The sequence below is a fragment of the Pseudomonas sp. 25 R 14 genome, from assembly GCF_900004755.1.
Taxonomy (GTDB): domain Bacteria; phylum Pseudomonadota; class Gammaproteobacteria; order Pseudomonadales; family Pseudomonadaceae; genus Aquipseudomonas; species Aquipseudomonas brenneri.
Genome location: NZ_CVTS01000062.1, coordinates 1 through 18204, shown reverse-complemented (window position 1 = coordinate 18204; position 18204 = coordinate 1). Strand labels below are relative to the sequence as shown.

The 18204-nt window shown below is 58.8% G+C and carries 17 protein-coding genes and 1 tRNA gene; 7 read left to right on the top strand and 11 right to left on the bottom strand.

Going from position 1 to position 18204, the window contains the following annotated elements:
• Window positions 1-253 precede the first annotated feature (253 nt).
• The 5 genes from BFQ03_RS30805 to colR form a co-directional block, all read right to left on the bottom strand.
• Window positions 254-481 (bottom strand): hypothetical protein, encoded by a 228-nt coding sequence (locus BFQ03_RS30805; protein ID WP_032862428.1) that lies wholly within the window; start codon window positions 479-481, stop codon window positions 254-256.
• Window positions 481-1197, bottom strand: a complete 717-nt coding sequence (locus BFQ03_RS21440) for a lipopolysaccharide kinase InaA family protein (protein ID WP_032862426.1) — start codon at window positions 1195-1197, stop codon at window positions 481-483. The genes BFQ03_RS30805 and BFQ03_RS21440 overlap by 1 nt, the downstream gene beginning before the upstream one ends.
• Window positions 1198-1201: 4 nt before the next feature.
• On the bottom strand, window positions 1202-1882 hold the full coding sequence (locus BFQ03_RS21435) for a class I SAM-dependent methyltransferase (RefSeq protein ID WP_032862425.1): 681 nt from the start codon (window positions 1880-1882) through the stop codon (window positions 1202-1204).
• 189 nt (window positions 1883-2071) lie between these two features.
• Window positions 2072-3352 carry a sensor histidine kinase gene (locus BFQ03_RS21430; RefSeq protein ID WP_032862424.1) on the bottom strand — a complete coding sequence of 427 codons (1281 nt, stop codon included), beginning with the start codon at window positions 3350-3352 and terminating at the stop codon, window positions 2072-2074.
• On the bottom strand, window positions 3342-4025 hold the full coding sequence (colR, locus tag BFQ03_RS21425; RefSeq protein WP_029295378.1) for a two-component system response regulator ColR: 684 nt from the start codon (window positions 4023-4025) through the stop codon (window positions 3342-3344). Before colR ends, BFQ03_RS21430 begins: the two co-directional genes overlap by 11 nt.
• A 201-nt stretch (window positions 4026-4226) precedes the next feature.
• Between colR and BFQ03_RS21420 the strand changes: the two genes are divergently transcribed.
• Entirely contained in the window at window positions 4227-6164 is a 1938-nt protein-coding gene (locus BFQ03_RS21420) for an LTA synthase family protein (protein ID WP_032862423.1), read from the top strand.
• A 164-nt stretch (window positions 6165-6328) separates the two neighbouring features.
• Here the strand turns inward: BFQ03_RS21420 and groL are convergent, their stop codons facing one another.
• The 4 genes from groL to BFQ03_RS21400 all read right to left on the bottom strand — a co-directional run bounded on the left by groL (window position 6329) and on the right by BFQ03_RS21400 (window position 9840).
• Window positions 6329-7972 (bottom strand): chaperonin GroEL, encoded by a 1644-nt coding sequence (gene groL / locus BFQ03_RS21415; RefSeq protein WP_032862422.1) that lies wholly within the window; start codon window positions 7970-7972, stop codon window positions 6329-6331.
• Between the two features lie 49 nt (window positions 7973-8021).
• Window positions 8022-8318, bottom strand: a complete 297-nt coding sequence (locus BFQ03_RS21410; RefSeq protein WP_017846112.1) for a co-chaperone GroES — start codon at window positions 8316-8318, stop codon at window positions 8022-8024.
• A 247-nt stretch (window positions 8319-8565) separates the two neighbouring features.
• Window positions 8566-9042 carry an FxsA family protein gene (locus tag BFQ03_RS21405; RefSeq protein ID WP_032862421.1) on the bottom strand — a complete coding sequence of 159 codons (477 nt, stop codon included), beginning with the start codon at window positions 9040-9042 and terminating at the stop codon, window positions 8566-8568.
• Between the two features lie 66 nt (window positions 9043-9108).
• Window positions 9109-9840 carry a HugZ family pyridoxamine 5'-phosphate oxidase gene (locus BFQ03_RS21400; RefSeq protein ID WP_032862418.1) on the bottom strand — a complete coding sequence of 244 codons (732 nt, stop codon included), beginning with the start codon at window positions 9838-9840 and terminating at the stop codon, window positions 9109-9111.
• Between the two features lie 75 nt (window positions 9841-9915).
• Between BFQ03_RS21400 and BFQ03_RS21395 the strand changes: the two genes are divergently transcribed.
• Window positions 9916-10674: an SDR family oxidoreductase gene (locus BFQ03_RS21395; protein ID WP_065943984.1), complete on the top strand. Its 759-nt coding sequence runs from the start codon at window positions 9916-9918 to the stop codon at window positions 10672-10674.
• Window positions 10675-10812: 138 nt separating this feature from the next.
• On the opposite strand, the gene BFQ03_RS21390 is transcribed toward BFQ03_RS21395, so the two are convergent.
• Complete coding sequence (locus tag BFQ03_RS21390; protein ID WP_065943983.1) at window positions 10813-11820, bottom strand: DUF481 domain-containing protein; 1008 nt, start codon at window positions 11818-11820, stop codon at window positions 10813-10815.
• A 165-nt stretch (window positions 11821-11985) separates the two neighbouring features.
• Here BFQ03_RS21390 and BFQ03_RS21385 point away from each other — a divergent pair, with 165 nt between their 5' ends.
• The 4 genes from BFQ03_RS21385 to BFQ03_RS21370 all read left to right on the top strand — a co-directional run bounded on the left by BFQ03_RS21385 (window position 11986) and on the right by BFQ03_RS21370 (window position 16740).
• On the top strand, window positions 11986-12339 hold the full coding sequence (locus BFQ03_RS21385; protein WP_032862415.1) for an MGMT family protein: 354 nt from the start codon (window positions 11986-11988) through the stop codon (window positions 12337-12339).
• A gap of 43 nt (window positions 12340-12382) precedes the next feature.
• Window positions 12383-13915 (top strand): AmpG family muropeptide MFS transporter, encoded by a 1533-nt coding sequence (locus tag BFQ03_RS21380; protein ID WP_032862414.1) that lies wholly within the window; start codon window positions 12383-12385, stop codon window positions 13913-13915.
• 135 nt (window positions 13916-14050) lie between these two features.
• Window positions 14051-15766: a proline--tRNA ligase gene (locus tag BFQ03_RS21375; protein ID WP_032862413.1), complete on the top strand. Its 1716-nt coding sequence runs from the start codon at window positions 14051-14053 to the stop codon at window positions 15764-15766.
• A gap of 20 nt (window positions 15767-15786) precedes the next feature.
• Window positions 15787-16740 (top strand): hypothetical protein, encoded by a 954-nt coding sequence (locus tag BFQ03_RS21370; protein ID WP_032862412.1) that lies wholly within the window; start codon window positions 15787-15789, stop codon window positions 16738-16740.
• A 28-nt stretch (window positions 16741-16768) separates the two neighbouring features.
• On the opposite strand, the gene dinB is transcribed toward BFQ03_RS21370, so the two are convergent.
• The gene (dinB, locus tag BFQ03_RS21365; RefSeq protein WP_032862411.1) at window positions 16769-17827 is read right to left on the bottom strand and encodes a DNA polymerase IV; all 1059 of its coding nucleotides are present in this window, start codon (window positions 17825-17827) and stop codon (window positions 16769-16771) included.
• A gap of 289 nt (window positions 17828-18116) precedes the next feature.
• Between dinB and BFQ03_RS21360 the strand changes: the two genes are divergently transcribed.
• Window positions 18117-18193 (top strand) — tRNA-Met (locus tag BFQ03_RS21360).
• The last annotated feature ends 11 nt before the right edge of the window (window positions 18194-18204 follow it).

The following is an 18204-nucleotide window of genomic DNA, read 5'->3' as shown; positions in this document are numbered from 1 at the left end:
GCGAGGCGGCCTGACAGCCGACCTGATCGTCGAATCGTGCGCGTACCCCTGTGGGAGCGGGCTTGCTCGCGATGGTCGTTAACGATGACGTTGGATACCTGACACCCCGAGGTGTTCTTACTGGCGCCATCGCCGGCAAGCCTACGCCTACAAGGGATATAGCTCAGCGCTCTGGCGCTGCTGTTGCTCGCAAGACACGCAAAAAAACAAAAGGCCCCGCACTGCGAGGCCTTTTATAAGGACATCAATCTCTTCAACTCGCAGGCCTCATCCCTTGGGACAACCCAAACATAAACAGCAACAGCTGATGATCAGGCTGAGTCACCCCCGCGGCCTTGGCGATCCGCGGCAACGGGCATTGCCCGCCACTGTGCTCCGCGCTGAGGACTTCTGTACGAGGCTGCTCCCAGGTAGCCAGAGCCAGGGAAGCGATGCCCAAGGCCCCCAACAGAAACAAACCTCGTGCTATTTCTAGCTTCATTAGGTTAAACCCTTGATAGCGCTGCCAAACGCCGTTTCGTAAAAGTAGCTGAGTTTTTGCCAGTCGGCGGCATTCCACGACGAATGGCGACGTAATTGCTGCATGTCATGGGCAGCGGCGCGCCGGGCGGTCAGGCGTTGGCGGCATTTCTCTAGATCCAGCAGCGCCACTTCGACCGTGGCCTCCTCGCCCTCCCCGCAGACCCGCACAAAGATATGCTTGCTGTACAGGCAGCCATGCTGCCAGCGGCCCTTATGCATGCGTGCCAGGGTTTGCGCCAGCTCCTGGAGTAGGCGCTCGTGTACCCGTTCACCGTATTGTTCGCGGCCACCTGCGGCGTACCAGTTGTCGATTTCGTCGAAGCCATCCAGGGACGCCGTCACCAGCAAGGCAGTCCATTGATATTCGGGATCACGGCGGGCCCCACAGAACACCAGTTCCGGGACGCCTACATTCAGCAAGCGCAGGCCCCTGAGCGCATCACGCTCACGTAGCACCGTCGGCCGCCCAAAGGGATGCAACCAACTGCGGTAGGTATGGCCCGTCTGGCGTTTGCTGTAGAGCAAACGCCCATTGGTACCGATCACCCGCTGTACACCGCTTTCGCCACCCCGACGTCGATTGGGTTCCTCGACCCACTCGCCCTGCTGCCGCCAAAAATAATCAAACCGTTCTTCAGGTGCTACGTGACTGCCTGCTACGTACTCAACGGCCATCCTGCTACCTCTTGCGCAATACATACACTCGCCACATGGCGTACAGCGGTATGAAGTCCAGATATTCCTGGACGCGGAAACCTGCTTGCTCAAACTCAGCTTCAACAGTAGCAGCCGGTAACACAAATCGATTTCGGTAACTCTCCTGCTCACTTTTGTTGCGGCGCTGCACTTCCAGGCGCTTGCGCTTCCAGGCCTTGAAATTGCCATCCACCCACAACGAAATGATCACGCTATCGCGGGTAACTCGTTGAAACTCCTTCAATATCGCCATTCGGTGCGCAGGCTCGCCGATGTGGTGCAACAGGCGCATGCAAAAAATGCTGTCCACTGCGTTATCTGGCAAATCGATATCAAAGGCTGATGTCTGCAAGGGCCGTACCTGCTTGACCACTTCAGCCGGTTGCGCGCCCATGGCGATGTTCAACATGGACTCGGAATTGTCCGCACCGATAATGATCCGGTTGGGTTTTTCAGCCAGCAGCGGCCAGAAACGCCCGGCACCGCACGGCAAATCCAATACCAGGCCCGGCTCGCCGGCCATCGCCAGCGCACCACGGGCCAGTTGCTCGTCACGTTTGTGGGATAGCCGGCGTGCCAGGGTGTCCTGATGTTTAAGCAAGTATTCCTGAGCGTGCTGGTTGTCGTACTTTTCGGAAAATTCAAGCTTGATCGGGGTAGCCATCAACGGGTCTCCTGGACTGATGCCTACAACCTTAAGCAGTCGCACGTCATCCGAAGGTCAACCCTTTGTGAAAAAAACGTCCCGTCCAACCGTAAAGAATTACAAAGTTTTACAGGGAAAAAGCATGGCATGAAGCCATCTTCGCCGAACAGGAGAGAGTCTGCCCCAAGAACAGGGGCAGGAAAGGCATCAGGGTTTGCCGAGGCTCAATTCAACATGGAAGCGACAGCCACTGGGTTCCATGGTGCTGAGACTGACCACCCAGCCCTGGCTCTCGCAGATGCGCTGGACCAGGGACAACCCCAGGCCCAGGCCGTCACCGCGCTTTTCGTTACCGCGCACAAACGGCTCGAACATCGCCTCACGCTTGTCTTCGGGAATTCCCACACCGCTGTCCTCCACCACAAAGCCCGTCGGCTCCAGGGTCAGGCGGATAAACCCATGTTCGGTGTAATGCAGGGCATTGCGCAGCAGGTTGCCCATGACTGCATGCAAGAAGGTGGCGTTGTAGCGGGTATCGAGTGGGTTACCCGGCTGGTAGAACAACTCGATGCCCTTGCGCTCGATCGGGTCGCGCCAGATCCCCAGCAAGCCCTCCGCAACCTCGGACAGGCTGATCTGGGGCGACATCGTGGTGTCGTCATGCTGGGCACGGGCCAGCATCAGGAAGGTCTGCACCAGCTCGCGCATTTCCTCGCAGGCCCGGGCGATCCGCTCGACCTGTTTGCGCCCCCGTGAATCAATAGCCGGGTTTTCCAACAGCAGTTCGCAGGAGCTGGCCAACACCATCAAGGGCGTACGCAACTCATGGCTGACGTCGCTGGTGAACAAACGCTCACGGGTCAGGGCCTGGCGCAGGCGGCCCAGAGTCGCGTCGAAGGCCACCGCCAGTTCGCCGACTTCGTCAGCCGCATAATCCGGGGCCAACGGCGGGGCCAAGCCCAACAACTGGTCACGATGCCGTACCTGGCGCGCCAGGCGCACCACGGGGGCCATCACCTTGCGGGCCAGGACCCAGCCCAGGAATACCGCCAGCGCCAGACTGAGAACAAACCCCACCAGCACCACCGCAAACAGCACGCGCTCGCGCTCTTCGAAATCGCTCTGGTCTTGCAGCAGGACATAGCGGCGACCGTCGACGATCTCGACCATGGCATGGTAGGAAAGCTCTTCGCGAAACACCTCATGAAAGCCCGCGTCCAGATGCCGCAAGTCCTTGGGCAATTCAAAATCGCCAGGTCCGCCGCTGAAGTAGAACAATTGGTCCGGCTCGGGGCGGTGACGCCAGTCTTCGACACTGTCCATCAACAGCAGGCGTTGCAGGTCGCCGCCCAGGCCCGCCGAAATCAATTTTTCTTCCACCAGGTGTACCGTGGCGACGATGCCCATGGCGAAGGCCCCCGCCACCAGCGCGCTCATCAGCGCAAAGGCGATGATGATCCGCTGGGCAAGGCTTTGCTTAAACTCCATCACGGCCCTCGGCCAAGCGATAACCCACGCCATGCACGGTTTGCAGCAGCGGCTTGGCGAATGGCTTGTCGATCACCTGGCGCAGTTGGTGGACGTGGCTGCGCAAGCTGTCGCTGTCCGGGCAATCATCGCCCCACAGGGCCTCTTCCAGCACTTCGCGGCGCAGGACGTGAGGGCTTTTCTGCATCAACACCGCGAGCAACTTCAGGCCGACCGGGTTGAGCTTGAGCAGGCGCCCTTCACGGGTCACTTCCAGGGTATCGAGGTCGTAGGACAGATCGCCAACTTGCAGCTCTCGCCGACCACCACCCTGGGCGCGGCGCAGCACGGCTTCGATGCGTGCGGCCAGTTCCGACAGGGCAAATGGCTTGAGCAGGTAGTCGTCGGCACCCGACTTGAAGCCTTGCAGGCGGTCATCCAATTGATCGCGGGCAGTGAGCATGATCACCGGCGTATCGCGGCGCGCATCTTCACGCAGGCGTTTGCACAGGGTGTAGCCATCAATGCCGGGCAGCATGATATCGAGCACGATCAGGTCGTAATGCTCGGTGGCGGCCAGGTGCAGGCCCGACAAACCGTCCTGCGCACAGTCCACGGTATAACCCTTGAGCCCCAGGTAATCCGCCAGGTTGGCCAGAATATCGCGGTTGTCTTCAACCAATAAAATTCGCATGGGCAGTGTCTCCGTACGCGGTAACGGCCGTGTTGGCTCGCGCAGCTTACGGCCAAGTATGGCTTATCGCTAGACCTGAACGGGCAACCGATTACTGTTTTCAACCGATTAACCTGCTTAACGAGTTTTTCACTATAGGTTCACAAGCTGACCACAGTGCCGGGGCGAATATCGCCGCCCATCGCTCTCAGGAATACAGACATGGGCCTGCCCAAGACTGCGCCAATGCGCTTTTTGCTACTGCTGACCAGCACCTGGCTGGTCATTTTTCTGCTGACCCGCAGCCTACTGCTCATCACCCACCTGGATGAGGTCAGCGGCAACCTGCTGCCGGTGTTCGGCGTGGGCCTGCTTTACGACCTGGGTTTCCTGGCCTATGCCGCACTGCCCCTGGGCCTGTACCTGCTGCTATGCCCACCGGCTTTATGGCGGCGACGCGGCCATCGCTGGTTCCTGCAAGGTGTACTGACCGTCAGCCTGTTCGCCATGCTGTTCACATCCGTGGCCGAATGGTTGTTCTGGGATGAGTTCGGTGTGCGCTTCAACTTTATTGCCGTGGATTACCTGGTGTATTCCGATGAAGTGTTGAACAACCTGCTGGAGTCCTACCCGATCGGCAAACTGCTGGGCCTGTTGGCAATCCTGGCGATTGTCTTGAGCCTGGCCTTGCGCAAACTGTTCAACGCAGCACTCGACTCGCCTCTGCCGGCCATGCGTGGACGCCTGCTCAATGCCCTGGGATTGCTGGTGGTTGCCGGCCTGAGCCTGCAATTGATTAGCCAGGACAGTCCACGAACCCAAGGCGGCAACGCCTATAACAACGAACTGGCCAGCAACGGCCCATACCAATTCTTCGCGGCGTTCCGCAACAATGAACTGGACTACAGCCAGTTCTACAAAAGCCTGCCGGCCGATGTCGTGGCCCGCCAGCTACGCGCCGAACTCAGCGAACCGAATGCGCGCTTTATCGGCAGCGACCCACTGGATATCCGCCGCGCCATCGACAACCCCGGCACCCTGCGCAAACCCAATATCGTGCTAGTGACCATCGAAAGCTTCAGCGCCAAATACATGGGCAGCAATGGCGATGAGCGCAACTTGACGCCCAACCTCGATGCCTTGCGCAAACAGAGCCTGTACTTCAATAACTTCTACGCCACCGGCACCCGAACCGACCGGGGCCTGGAGGCCATCACCCTGGCTATTCCACCCACACCGGGCCGCTCTATCGTCAAGCGCATTGGCCGGGAGAGCGGCTTTGCCAGCCTGGGCCAACAGCTGAGCGCCATCGGCTATGACAGCGTGTTTGTCTACGGTGGCCGTGGCTATTTCGACAATATGAATGCGTTTTTCAGTGGCAATGGTTACCGAGTGGTGGACCAGAGCAGCGTCGCGGAAGCAGACATCAGCTTCAAAAATGCCTGGGGCATGGCCGATGAAGATCTCTACAGGCAAACCCTGAAGCTGGCCGACGCCGACTACGCCAAGCGGCAGCCGTTCCTGCTGCAACTGATGACAACTTCCAACCATCGGCCTTATACCTATCCTGACGGTCGGATCGATATCAAGTCCGGCAACGGTCGCGATGGCGCAGTGAAGTACACCGACCATGCCATCGGCCAGTTCCTGGAGGCTGCACGCCAGAAACCGTGGTTCGATAACACGATCTTTATATTCGTCGCCGACCACACCGCCGGCAGCGCAGGCAAGGAAGACCTGCCCATCAGCAACTACCAGATTCCGTTGTTCATCTATGCGCCGAAGTTGATTGAGGCCCGTGAAAGTGCACAACTGGCCAGCCAGATCGACCTCGCCCCGACACTCCTGGGCCTGTTGAACCTGAGCTATGAATCGACGTTTTTCGGGCGCAATCTGCTGCAGGACAACCCTCTGCCACCTCGCGTGGTGGTCGGCAACTATCAGCACCTGGGCTTGTTTGACGGTACCAACCTGGCAATCCTCAGCCCTCGCCAAGGCCTGCGCCGCCATGACCAGGCCCTGGGTGAAAGCCAGGAATCCAGGAGCAACAGTGATGATCCGTTGATTCAGCGCGCGATCACTTACTACCAGGCGGCCAGTTATGACTTCAAGCAACACTTGCTGAACTGGAAGTTACACAAGAACGCGGCAGCCCTGTAGGAGCGAGCTTGCTCGCGAAGAACCTGAGGGCGATGCGTTTGTTCATGGTGAACGCATTATCGTTGACGTTCTTCGCGAGCAAGCTCGCTCCTACACAAGGCACATAAAAAAGCCCCGCCAGCATGACGCTGGCGGGGCTTTTTCAGTACAGGGGTAAGGCTGGCTTACATCATGCCGCCCATGCCACCCATGCCGCCCATGTCTGGCATACCGCCGCCAGCGCCTTCAGCCTTCGGCTTGTCAGCAATCGCAACTTCGGTGGTCAGCAGCAGACCAGCAATCGAAGCGGCTGCCTGCAACGCCGAACGGGTCACCTTGGTTGGGTCCAGGATACCCATTTCAACCATGTCGCCGTATTCGCTGGTTGCAGCGTTGTAACCGTAGTTACCTTTACCGTTCTTCACTTCGTTGACCACAACACTTGGCTCGTCGCCGCTGTTGGAAGCGATCTGGCGCAGTGGGGATTCAACGGCGCGACGCAGTACAGCAATACCGACGTTCTGGTCAGCATTGTCGCCTTTGAGGTTAACCAAGGCTTCCAGCGCACGGATCAGCGCAACGCCACCGCCAGGTACCACGCCTTCTTCGACGGCTGCGCGGGTTGCGTGCAGGGCGTCTTCAACGCGGGCTTTCTTCTCTTTCATTTCAACTTCGGAACCAGCGCCAACCTTGATTACTGCTACGCCGCCAGACAGCTTGGCCAGGCGCTCTTGCAGTTTTTCACGGTCGTAGTCCGAGGAAGTTTCGGCAACCTGGGCGCGGATCTGGTTGATACGCGACTGGATGTCGCCTTCAACGCCAGCACCGTCAACGATGATGGTGTTTTCCTTGGAGATGGTCACGCGCTTGGCGCTACCCAGGTTTTCCAGGGTGGCACTTTCCAGGCTCAGGCCGATCTCTTCGGAGATAACGGTACCGCCGGTCAATACGGCGATGTCCTGCAGCATGGCCTTGCGACGGTCGCCGAAGCCCGGAGCCTTGACGGCTGCGACTTTAACGATACCGCGCATGTTGTTCACAACCAGAGTCGCCAGGGCTTCGCCTTCGACGTCTTCGGAAACGATCAGCAGTGGGCGACCGGCTTTGGCAACGGCTTCCAGCACTGGCAGCATTTCACGGATGTTCGAGATCTTTTTGTCGACCAGCAGGATCAGCGGGCTTTCCAGCTCGGCAACCATGGTTTCTGGCTTGTTGACGAAGTACGGGGACAGGTAGCCACGGTCGAACTGCATGCCTTCTACAACCGACAGTTCGTTTTCCAGGCCAGTGCCTTCTTCAACGGTGATCACGCCTTCTTTACCGACTTTTTCCATGGCTTCGGCAATGATGTCGCCGATGGAGCTGTCGGAGTTGGCAGAGATGGTACCGACCTGAGCGATGGCCTTGGTGTCAGCACATGGCTTGGACAGGTTTTTCAGCTCAGCAACAACGGCGATGGTCGCCTTGTCGATGCCGCGCTTGAGGTCCATTGGGTTCATGCCGGCAGCGACGGCTTTCAGGCCTTCGTTGACGATCGACTGAGCCAGTACGGTGGCGGTGGTAGTACCGTCGCCTGCGTCATCGTTGGCACGGGAGGCAACGTCTTTGACCAGCTGCGCGCCCATGTTTTCGAAACGGTCTTCGAGTTCGATTTCTTTTGCTACAGAAACGCCGTCCTTGGTGATGGTCGGAGCGCCGAAGCTCTTCTCGATGATCACGTTACGGCCTTTCGGGCCCAGGGTCGCTTTTACTGCGTCAGCCAGGATGTTGACACCGGTGAGCATTTTCTTACGGGCGGAATCGCCGAATTTAACTTCTTTAGCAGCCATGATCGATATTCCTTAAATACTTTGTAGTAACGGGAAAATGAGCGGGAAATCAGCCTTCCAGTACAGCGAGAATCTCGTTCTCAGCCATGACCAGCAGGTCTTCGCCGTCAACTTTCACAGTGTTGCTGCCGGAGTAAGGACCGAATACAACCTTGTCACCGACTTTGACGGCCAGCGCACGCACTTCACCGTTTTCCAGAGTCTTGCCTGGGCCTGCAGCGACGATCACACCGTGGTTGGCTTTTTCAGCAGCCGAACCTGGCAGAACGATACCGCCAGCGGTTTTCTTTTCTTCTTCGCTGCGACGGATAACGACGCGGTCGTGCAGAGGACGAAGCTTGCTCATTGTCGATCTCTCCTAATTGTAAGTTTCATCGGCCGGTATCAGTACCGGCTGGTTGTATTCCGGCGGGGCCGGTCGCGGTTCGCCAAGCGAAACGCGGAAGTCTGTCTGGTGTCGCCACCAGAAACCTTGCGGTGACCGTTACATAAGGGCGTATATGCTTATTACAAGGGCCACAGGTGAAATTTTTTGTGTCTGGCGAGCCCTTGAAAACGCCACGGCACCCGAAGATGCCGCGCCAGGGTAAGCGTCACTTGGAGTCGCGGTGCTCGAACTCGCCTTCGATCACATCACCTTCACGCCCCAGCGGCTGGCGAGGTGCCGGGCCGCCTCGGGGTTGCAGGTCATCGGCAAAGGCGCGCTGGCGGATTGCCGCTTCTTCGGCTCGCTGGCGCATCTTGCCTGCCAGCAGTCGACGGGTGAATGGCAACAGCAGGATCAGGCCCAGCACGTCACTGACAAAACCAGGCACGATCAGCAGGCCGCCGGCCAAGGCCATCATCAGGCCTTCAAGCATGGTCTGGGCTGGCAGTTCGCCACGATTCAAGCTTTCACGGGCACGCAGTGCAGTGGCCAGACCGGCGATACGCAGCACGAACACGCCGAGCATCGAGCCGAGAATGATCAGCAGCAGCGCCGGGAAAAACCCGATAGCACCACTGACCTTGACGAATACGAACAGCTCCAACACCGGGAACAGCAGAAAGAGCAATAAAAAAGGGCGCATCAAATGGTTCCTCAACGCAAGAATGTCTTGCTACCAGACCTTAGATGACGTCGCCCTTTCGTGAATTCAAGCTTCGGTCGTGGCTTTTTTCGGCCAAGCCTCGGCGTGAGCCAGGAAAACCAAGGCCTCGCGCACTTGTGTCGGCGTGTTGCAAGTCGCTGCAAAAGGCAGCCAGTGAAGGCCCTGGCCAATACGCAGGTGCATGCCTTCGCTGTCGATACCGGCCAGTTGCGCCGCCTCGAATGTCGGCAGGCCGGCCAATTCGACATAGTGGGCAATGGCCTTGGTGTGATCGCTGTTCATGTGCTCGATCATGCTCAGTTCGGCCTTGCCGGCGAACGGGTTGGCCAGGGTCAGTTGATCGACCCAGTGGATCGCGCCAAAACCGCCGATGTAGCGATGACGCACCGGCTTGAGCACCCAGAAATCAAAGTCATGGGCCTTGTGGTAGTTCGCCGAATCCGGGAAATACCGGTAGTAACGCTCGGCGGCTGCGGCAATGGCCGCCTCGTCGTCGAGCTTTTCAGCCTCGGCCAGGTAAGTCAGGCGCCCCACGGCCTGCACGTCATCAGCCTCGCGCTCACCCACCAGCAACGAGCACTTGGGATCTTTTTGCAGGTTATGGGTGTGCTGGGCGATACGGCTGATCAGGATCAGCGGCCGGCCCTCTGCGTCCAGGCAGTAAGGCACTACCGAACCAAAGGGAAAACCGGGCATGGCCTTGGAGTGCGTGGCGAGCGCCCCACGGTATTCCTTGAGCAGTAGTTCTCGGGCATTCTTGGCAACGTGGACGCTCAACTTATGACTCCTTCGATAAGATCCGTCACAAAACGGACTTGGACAACCGCTTAAATCTGCTCACAGGACATGCGAATGCATCTCAACGACAAAGTAATCATTATCACCGGCGGTTGCCAGGGTTTGGGCCGCTCCATGGCCGAGTATTTTGCAAGCAAAGGTGCCCACCTGGCGCTGGTGGACCTCAATCAGGAAAAACTCGATGCCGCAGTGGCTGCATGCCAGTCCCATGGGGTCATGGCACGCAGCTATCTATGCAACGTGGCAGATGAAGAACAGGTCACTCATACCGTGGCACAGATCGCCGATGATTTTGGTGCGATCCACGGTTTGATCAACAACGCAGGGATCCTGCGCGACGGTTTGCTGCTCAAGGTCAAGGATGGCGAGATGACCAAGATGAGCCTCGCCCAGTGGCAGGCGGTGATCGACGTCAACCTGACCGGCGTGTTCCTGTGCACCCGCGAAGTGGCGGCGAAGATGGTGGAATTGAAGAACCAGGGCGCCATTATCAACATCTCGTCGATTTCCCGGGCGGGCAATGTGGGCCAGACCAACTATTCGGCGGCCAAGGCCGGTGTGGCCGCAGCCACAGTGACCTGGGCCAGGGAACTGGCGCGTTATGGCATCCGTGTGGCGGGAATTGCGCCAGGCTTTATCGAAACCGAGATGACCTTGGGCATGAAACCCGAGGCGTTGGAGAAGATGACGGCGGGGATCCCACTCAAGCGCATGGGCCGGCCGGAAGAGATCGCCCATTCAGCGGCGTATATCTTCGAGAACGACTATTACACCGGGCGCATCCTGGAATTGGATGGCGGCTTGCGGTTGTAACTGACACCGCACACTCTAATGTGGGAGCGGGCTTGCTCGCGAATGCGGTGTATCAGTCAGTACATTTGATACTGGCATACCGCATTCGCGAGCAAGCCCGCTCCCACATTTTGGTCTGCATTTCACGCCGTAACTGCGTTACCAGGTCACGCCAAAACCTGCGGTGTAGCGGGTCTTGCTCAGGTTGCTGTCCGCACTGCCGCTGATGATGTCGCGCTCGGCCTTGAGGTTGAGCGAGGCCCATTCAGTGACCTTATATCGCAGGCCCATTTCCGCATCGAGGGCGTAGTCAGCCGGGCCAGCCAGGGGTTTGCCCACTTCGCCGTTGGTGAAGAACTCCACGGTCTTGCCGACCAGGTAGCGGTTGTAATCCCACTTCATCGCCAGGGAATAGAAGTTGTCCTTGCCGCCGTCCTGGTATTCATAATCGGTGCGGTTGAGCAGCGAACCCAGGGAGAAAGCGCCCAACTCATCGTCCCAGAACTGATAACCCGGGCCGGTACCGATGGTGCGCTGGCGGCGCAGGTCTTCGACCTTGTCGTGCTTGTAGGTCAGGCGCCCCTGCCAGAACCACTGATCGGTGATAAAGCGATCCAGCGCGTACTCGGCGCTCCAGTTATCGGTGGTGACCACATCGTTCTGGAATTCGCGGTTGTATTCGCCTTCGGCAATATGACGCCATTTGCCATGACGGGCGGAGGTCTTGAAGTCGATGTCATAGTCGTCGGTGTCTTTTTCCGCACGCTTGTAGTCCAGCGCCACATCGACATTGCCTTTCCACACCAGATCCTCGATCACAGGCTTGGGCTTGATGATCTGCTGGATGCTGGCCAACTCCACGGTCTTGGGGGCTTCCCCATTGGCCAGGACCACCTTGCCATCTTCGGCCGCCTGCAGGGATTTGGCTTTTTCGCCACTGTAGGCATCTTGCTTGACCAGCAGCTCTTGGTCGCTTTCCAGGGTTTTCACCTGCTTCCAGTCCACCGGGATCGCGCCCGCGTATTCGGTCTGGATCAGCAGCTTGCCGCCGTCGAAAACCTTGATCTTGCCCGTCAGGCGATCACCGTTTTTCAACCAGACCGTATCGGCCAGCACAGGGGTAGATGCAGTAAAAACAGCGAGGCATAGCAAGGTTCTGGACAACATAAGCGATTACGGGGCTCAAGTTTGGCGAAAAAAGGGGCATTATCGGCGTAGCGCAAGTCTTAGCAAGGACTGACTCAAGGTTTTCTATTGAGTTCAATTCTCATCGCCATTTTTACAGACGTTTCTTACATATCCACGACTAATTTCAACCGAGCCGCCTGAACAGTGAACGAGCCCGCCGACACTCCACAAAACCCGGCCGAAATGCGCCGTACCGCGCTGTACCTGACCTTGGCCCAAGTGCCCGAAGGGTGTGTGGTGAGTTACGGCGAGCTGGCGCACCTGGCCGGGTTGGGGCGTGCCGCACGCTTCGTCGGCCGCACGCTGAGCCAGCTTCCCGACGGTTCGAAGTTGCCCTGGCACCGGGTGGTCGCCGCCGGCGGTCGGATAAGTCTGCCAGTGGGTAGCGCTTCGGGCGACGAGCAACGTGCGCGTTTGCGCAGCGAAGGTGTCAGTATCCTGAACAATCGCGTTGATATTCAGCGCCATGGCTGGCGTCCGGTAGAGCACAGCGGTTAGAGTGCGCGCTTTGTTTCCGTAAATCTGAGGCAGACTCCAGCCCATGCCCCGTAAAACCTGGCGCGCCGCGCTCGCTGCCTATGCCAGCCCCTCGACGTTAGTGCTGCTACTGCTCGGCTTTGCCGCCGGTCTGCCTTACATGTTGGTGTTTTCGACGCTCTCGGTCTGGTTGCGTGAAGCCGGTGTGGCACGCGAGACCATTGGCTATGCGAGCCTGATCGGCCTGGCGTATGCGTTCAAGTGGGTCTGGTCGCCACTGCTGGACCAATGGCGCCTACCGCTATTGGGCAAGCTGGGGCGTCGTCGTTCCTGGCTGGTGCTGTCCCAATCCCTGGTGATTCTCGGCTTGATCGGCATGGGCTTCTGCGACCCGCAGAAACACCTGTCCTGGCTGATCGCCATTGCCGTTATCGTCGCATTTGCCTCCGCCACCCAAGACATCGCGGTGGACGCCTATCGCCTGGAAATCGCCGATGACAGCCGCCAGGCTGCCCTGGCCGCCAGCTACATGTCCGGCTATCGCATCGCCGCCCTGCTGGCCACGGCGGGTGCGCTGTTCTTTGCCGAAGGTTTTGGTTCCACCGGCTTCAACTATAAGCACTCGGCGTGGACTGGCACGTATGTGCTGTTCGGGGTGCTGATGATCCCAGCCCTGCTCACCAGCTTTTTCATGCGTGAGCCCGATGTGCCGCTGCGCACCCAGTTGCAGGCCGGGCGCTATACGTTTGCCCACCAACTGATGTCGGTATTTGTGCTGATCATCTTGTTGGTGTCGGTACCGGCGATGTTCACCCAGTTGTACAACACCGACTTTGCCAGCGTGCTGTTCGAAGGCGTGAGCCTGCTCGACCTGCTGCTGGAAGACCGCGCATTCCTGCGCGCGATCCTCTATATCATCCTCACCGCCCTGTGCCTCTCGGCCATGGGTCGCCGGGGCCTGGCGCCGGTGCTGACGCCGGTCAACGACTTTATCCTGCGCTACCGCTGGCAGGCTCTGCTGCTGCTGGGGCTGATCGCTACCTACCGCATGTCGGACACGGTGATGGGCGTGATGGCCAACGTGTTCTATATCGACCAGGGGTTCACCAAGGACCAGATCGCCAGCGTCAGCAAGATCTTCGGCCTGATCATGACCCTGGTCGGTGCCGGCATGGGCGGCCTGTTGATCGTGCGGTTCGGCATCCTGCCGATCCTGTTTATCGGCGGCATCACCTCGGCCGGCACCAACCTGCTGTTCCTGATGCTCGCCGGCATGGGCGCCGACCTGCAGATGCTGATCTTCACCATATCCCTGGACAACTTCAGCTCGGGCCTGGCGACTTCGGCCTTTGTCGCCTACCTGTCGAGCCTGACCAACCTGAAGTTCTCCGCCACCCAATACGCGCTGCTCAGCTCGATCATGCTGCTGTTACCGCGGCTGATCGGCGGCTACTCGGGGGTCATGGTGGAAAAGTTCGGCTATCACAACTTCTTCCTGATCACCGCACTGCTCGGCGTGCCGACGCTGCTGCTGATTGCCTTGCATTGGTACCAGGAAAGCCGGCGGATCCGTTTGAATCCCCCCGAAGAAGACTGACACCTGCTGGGGTAGGCTTGTGTGGGAGCCAGTGCCCCACAGAAATCCCTTCACCACCTGATGCCTGTACTCTGGCGGCGACCGCCCGTACAATCCCAGGTCACTTCAAGTCCAAGCAACCGACAACGGCCTACCATGCGTACCAGTCAATATTTGCTCGCCACACAGAAAGAAACGCCTTCCGATGCGGTCGTGATCAGCCACCAGCTGATGCTGCGCGCCGGCATGATCCGCAAACTGGCCTCTGGCCTGTACACCTGGCTGCCCATGGGCTTGAAGGTGATGCGCAAGGTCGAAGCGATCGTTCGCGAAGAAATGAACGCCGCCGGCTCTCTGGAAGTATTGATGCCGAGCACTCAGCCGGCTGAACTGTGGCAGGAATCCGGGCGCTGGGAAGAGTACGGCCCCGAGTTGCTGCGCTTCAAGGATCGTCATGGCCGCGACTTCTGCGCTGGCCCGACCCATGAAGAAGTGATCACCGACCTGATGCGCAACGAGTTGAGCAGCTACAAACAGCTGCCCCTCAACCTCTATCAGATCCAGACCAAGTTTCGTGACGAAATCCGCCCACGCTTCGGCTTGATGCGTGGCCGCGAGTTCATCATGAAGGACGCCTATTCGTTTCATGCCGACCAGCCTTCGCTGCAAGTCACCTATGACCGCATGCACCAGGCCTATTGCAACGTGTTCACCCGCCTGGGCCTGAAATTCCGCCCGGTCGAAGCGGACAACGGTTCCATCGGCGGCGCGGGCTCCCATGAGTTCCACGTACTGGCAGAGTCTGGCGAAGATGACATCATCTTCAGCAACGGTTCCGACTACGCGGCCAACATCGAGAAAGCCGAAGCCGTGCCACGGGAAACTTCCCGTCCTGCACCGGCTGAAGAGCTGCGCCTGGTCGACACCCCAGACACCAAGACCATCGCGGCCCTGGTCGAGAAATTCAATCTGCCGATTGAAAAGACCATCAAAACCCTGATCGTGCATGCCGAAGAAGAAGGCAAGCTGATCGCCCTGGTTATCCGTGGCGACCACGAGCTCAACGAGATCAAGGCTGCCCAGCAACCTGGCGTCGCCAGCCCGCTGGTCATGGCCTCGGACGCCGAGCTGCGTGACGCCATTGGCGCCGGCGCCGGCTCCCTGGGCCCGCTGAACCTGCCACTGCCGATCATCATCGACCGTTCCGTCGCGCTGATGAGCGACTTCGGCATCGGTGCCAATATCGACGACAAGCACTACTTCGGCGTCAACTGGGAACGTGACCTGCCGGTACCGACCGTGGCCGACCTGCGCAACGTGGTTGCCGGTGATCCAAGCCCGGATGGCAAGGGCACCCTGGAAATCAAGCGCGGTATCGAAGTGGGGCACATCTTCCAGCTGGGCAACAAGTACAGCAAGGCGATGAAGTGCGAAGTGCTGGGCGAAAACGGCAAGCCGGTGACCCTGGAAATGGGCTGCTACGGCATTGGCGTTTCCCGCGTGGTGGCGGCTGCCATCGAGCAGAACCATGACGACAAAGGCATTATCTGGAGCGACACCCTGGCGCCGTTCCAGATCGCCCTGGTACCGCTGCGCTACGAAACCGAGCAGGTTCGCGAAGCCACCGACAAACTGTATGCCGAACTGACGGCCGCCGGTTTCGAAGTGCTGCTGGATGATCGCGACAAAAAAACCAGCCCGGGCATCAAGTTTGCCGACATGGAACTGATTGGCATCCCTCACCGGATCGTGGTCAGTGACCGCGGCCTGGCCGATGGCAATCTGGAATACAAGAGCCGGACCGAAGCCGAAGCCCAACCGTTGCCGGTGGCTGACGTACTGCCCTTCCTTCAGGCGCGTATTCGTCGCTGAAAACCAGATCAAGAGAAGTCATGTTCAAGCGAAACACCAAAGCCCTGGGGGGCGCCGCCTTGTGCGGCGCCCTGCTGGTCAGCGGCTGCGCCAATCAGATGTCGCAGCGTAGCGAACACGAGGAACGGATCGAGCGCAAATTGCTCGACCACAGCCTGCAGATTGATGTCGGCGACCCCAAAGTGCTCGAACTGCCGCAACGCCGCGTGCGCATTCATGAACAGCGGACTTTCGAAGTCACTGAGTTTGAAGTCACGCGCCACTATGATCGCTATACGCCCTACCAGCCCTGGCGCGAACTCTATGAGATCCCGCTGGGTGCCGTGGCAGTCGTGGCGGGCGCCGGGGCCAACGTGGCGAACATCTTTGCCCTGGGCAACCTGCCAGACAGCATGACCCATGACTGGATCAGCTACGGCGTGGCCGGGCTCAACCCGTTCATGAACGTGCAGTCCCATGGCCGGGCGCAACAGAACCTGGCAGGTATCGATGAAGTCCAGCGCGACCGACGCCTGGAATACACCAGCCTGCCGTGGAGCGAGCGACCGGTGCAAGTAAAGGCCGGCAAGCAGACCCACGAGATGACCACCGACCGCAACGGTGTCCTGCGCCTGAACCTGTTGGACAGCCCGTTTGCCGAACAGGACCTGAGCCAGGTCCGCACCTTGCGGATCAGCATTGAAGATGCCCAGGACGATGTGCATTCGGACTCGTCCCTGGCCATCAGCAGCACCCTGCGCGGCAAACTGCTGGAAGCCCACGGCTTGATCTACGACGACCTGGAGGATGACGAAGTCAGCCAATGGGTGCATCGGGTCAAGCGCTTGTCGGAACTGGGACTGGAAGAAGAAGCCAGCGAATTGGAACAGAGCCTGATTGAACTGACACGCAATGATCCCGAATTGCAGCAGGAATTTCTCAAGGCACTGACCAAGGATGGCGGCCGGCTGGTGGCGGATCCCGGCATCCGCTGACCCTCTGTAGAAGCCGGCTTGCCGGTTCCTACAGGGACAGCTCCAACTGTTCATTGCCCAGGCTCAAGTCCAGCAGCCGCACACCAATCCCCAGCAACCGCACCGGTTTACCACCGCGATTGAACGCCTGGGTCAGCAACTGTCGATAACTCTCCAGGTCCCGCCCCGCTCCCGCCTGCTCCAGCGTCGTTTGGGTAAAGTCATGGAACTTCACTTTGACAAACGGTTTACCCGGGCGATAACTGCTGTCGATACGCTGCATCCGCCCTGCCAGGGTCTCCATCAGTTCTGGGAGTTTTTCCAGGCAACTGGGCAAGTCCGGTAGATCGACATCGTAGGTATTTTCCACACTGATCGATTGCCGGCGGCTGTCGTTGTGTACCGCACGATCATCAATCCCACGCGCCAAACTCCATAACCGCTCACCAAAACTGCCGAATTCGCGCACCAGCGCCAGCTTGTTCCACTCGCGCAATTGCAGGCAATCTTCAATCCCCAGGCGCGCCAGCTTGTCGGCGGTAACCTTGCCGACACCATGCAACTTGCTCACCGGCAACTGCGATACGAAGTCTTCCACCTGGTCAGGGGTGATCACAAACAGCCCATTGGGCTTTTTCCAGTCACTGGCGATCTTGGCCAGGAACTTGTTGGGGGCCACCCCGGCAGACACCGTGATGTGCAACTGATTAGAGACCCGCCGGCGGATATCCTGGGCAATGCGCGTGGCGCTGCCGCCGAAATGCGCACAATCGGACACATCCAGGTAAGCCTCATCCAGCGACAGCGGCTCGATCAGATCGGTGTAGTCACGAAAAATCGTCTGGATTTCCTTCGAGGCTTCTTTATAGGCATCCATGCGCGGCTTGACGATGGTCAGGTCGGGACACAACTTCAATGCATGGCGTGAAGACATCGCCGACCGCACCCCGTAGGCCCGGGCCTCGTAGTTGCAGGTGGCGATCACCCCACGCCGATCCGCCGAGCCCCCGACCGCCAGGGGCTTTTGCGCCAGGCTCGGGTTATCCCGCATTTCAATGGCCGCGTAGAAGCAATCACAGTCGACATGGATGATTTTGCGCTGCGTCATATAGAGAGGCGTAATCGGGACATAAAGTAGACGGATCGCCAGTATCGCACTCACACCTGTATATAGCACCAGTACTTTGAATCATCTGACAAAGTGGCAGGAAAAAACCTCATTGAATTTGTTTTCTCAATCGAAGAGCCTCCCCCAATAGAGCTGAAGGCCACAGCCAGACTGGGCCGAAGCTCCTTTTCCAGCGCCCTTGGAGAGCTAACCAATTGAAGCACAAGCGCTTTTCTTTGAATCAACGGTTGACACACCGCCATTCCTCTGTAGAATGCCGACACACAGACGCGGGATGGAGCAGTCTGGTAGCTCGTCGGGCTCATAACCCGAAGGTCGTCGGTTCAAATCCGGCTCCCGCAACCAAACATCAAAAA

Coding starts and splice junctions, on each gene's coding strand:
- BFQ03_RS21430 (WP_032862424.1), bottom strand. CDS start 3,352: ATGGAGTTTAAGCAAAGCCTTGCCCAGCGGATCATCATCGCCTTTGCG.
- BFQ03_RS21420 (WP_032862423.1), top strand. CDS start 4,227: ATGGGCCTGCCCAAGACTGCGCCAATGCGCTTTTTGCTACTGCTGACC.
- BFQ03_RS30805 (WP_032862428.1), bottom strand. CDS start 481: ATGAAGCTAGAAATAGCACGAGGTTTGTTTCTGTTGGGGGCCTTGGGC.
- BFQ03_RS21410 (WP_017846112.1), bottom strand. CDS start 8,318: ATGAGCAAGCTTCGTCCTCTGCACGACCGCGTCGTTATCCGTCGCAGC.
- BFQ03_RS21370 (WP_032862412.1), top strand. CDS start 15,787: ATGTTCAAGCGAAACACCAAAGCCCTGGGGGGCGCCGCCTTGTGCGGC.
- groL (WP_032862422.1), bottom strand. CDS start 7,972: ATGGCTGCTAAAGAAGTTAAATTCGGCGATTCCGCCCGTAAGAAAATG.
- BFQ03_RS21380 (WP_032862414.1), top strand. CDS start 12,383: ATGCCCCGTAAAACCTGGCGCGCCGCGCTCGCTGCCTATGCCAGCCCC.
- dinB (WP_032862411.1), bottom strand. CDS start 17,827: ATGACGCAGCGCAAAATCATCCATGTCGACTGTGATTGCTTCTACGCG.
- colR (WP_029295378.1), bottom strand. CDS start 4,025: ATGCGAATTTTATTGGTTGAAGACAACCGCGATATTCTGGCCAACCTG.
- BFQ03_RS21375 (WP_032862413.1), top strand. CDS start 14,051: ATGCGTACCAGTCAATATTTGCTCGCCACACAGAAAGAAACGCCTTCC.
- BFQ03_RS21390 (WP_065943983.1), bottom strand. CDS start 11,820: ATGTTGTCCAGAACCTTGCTATGCCTCGCTGTTTTTACTGCATCTACC.
- BFQ03_RS21395 (WP_065943984.1), top strand. CDS start 9,916: ATGCATCTCAACGACAAAGTAATCATTATCACCGGCGGTTGCCAGGGT.
- BFQ03_RS21435 (WP_032862425.1), bottom strand. CDS start 1,882: ATGGCTACCCCGATCAAGCTTGAATTTTCCGAAAAGTACGACAACCAG.
- BFQ03_RS21405 (WP_032862421.1), bottom strand. CDS start 9,042: ATGCGCCCTTTTTTATTGCTCTTTCTGCTGTTCCCGGTGTTGGAGCTG.
- BFQ03_RS21440 (WP_032862426.1), bottom strand. CDS start 1,197: ATGGCCGTTGAGTACGTAGCAGGCAGTCACGTAGCACCTGAAGAACGG.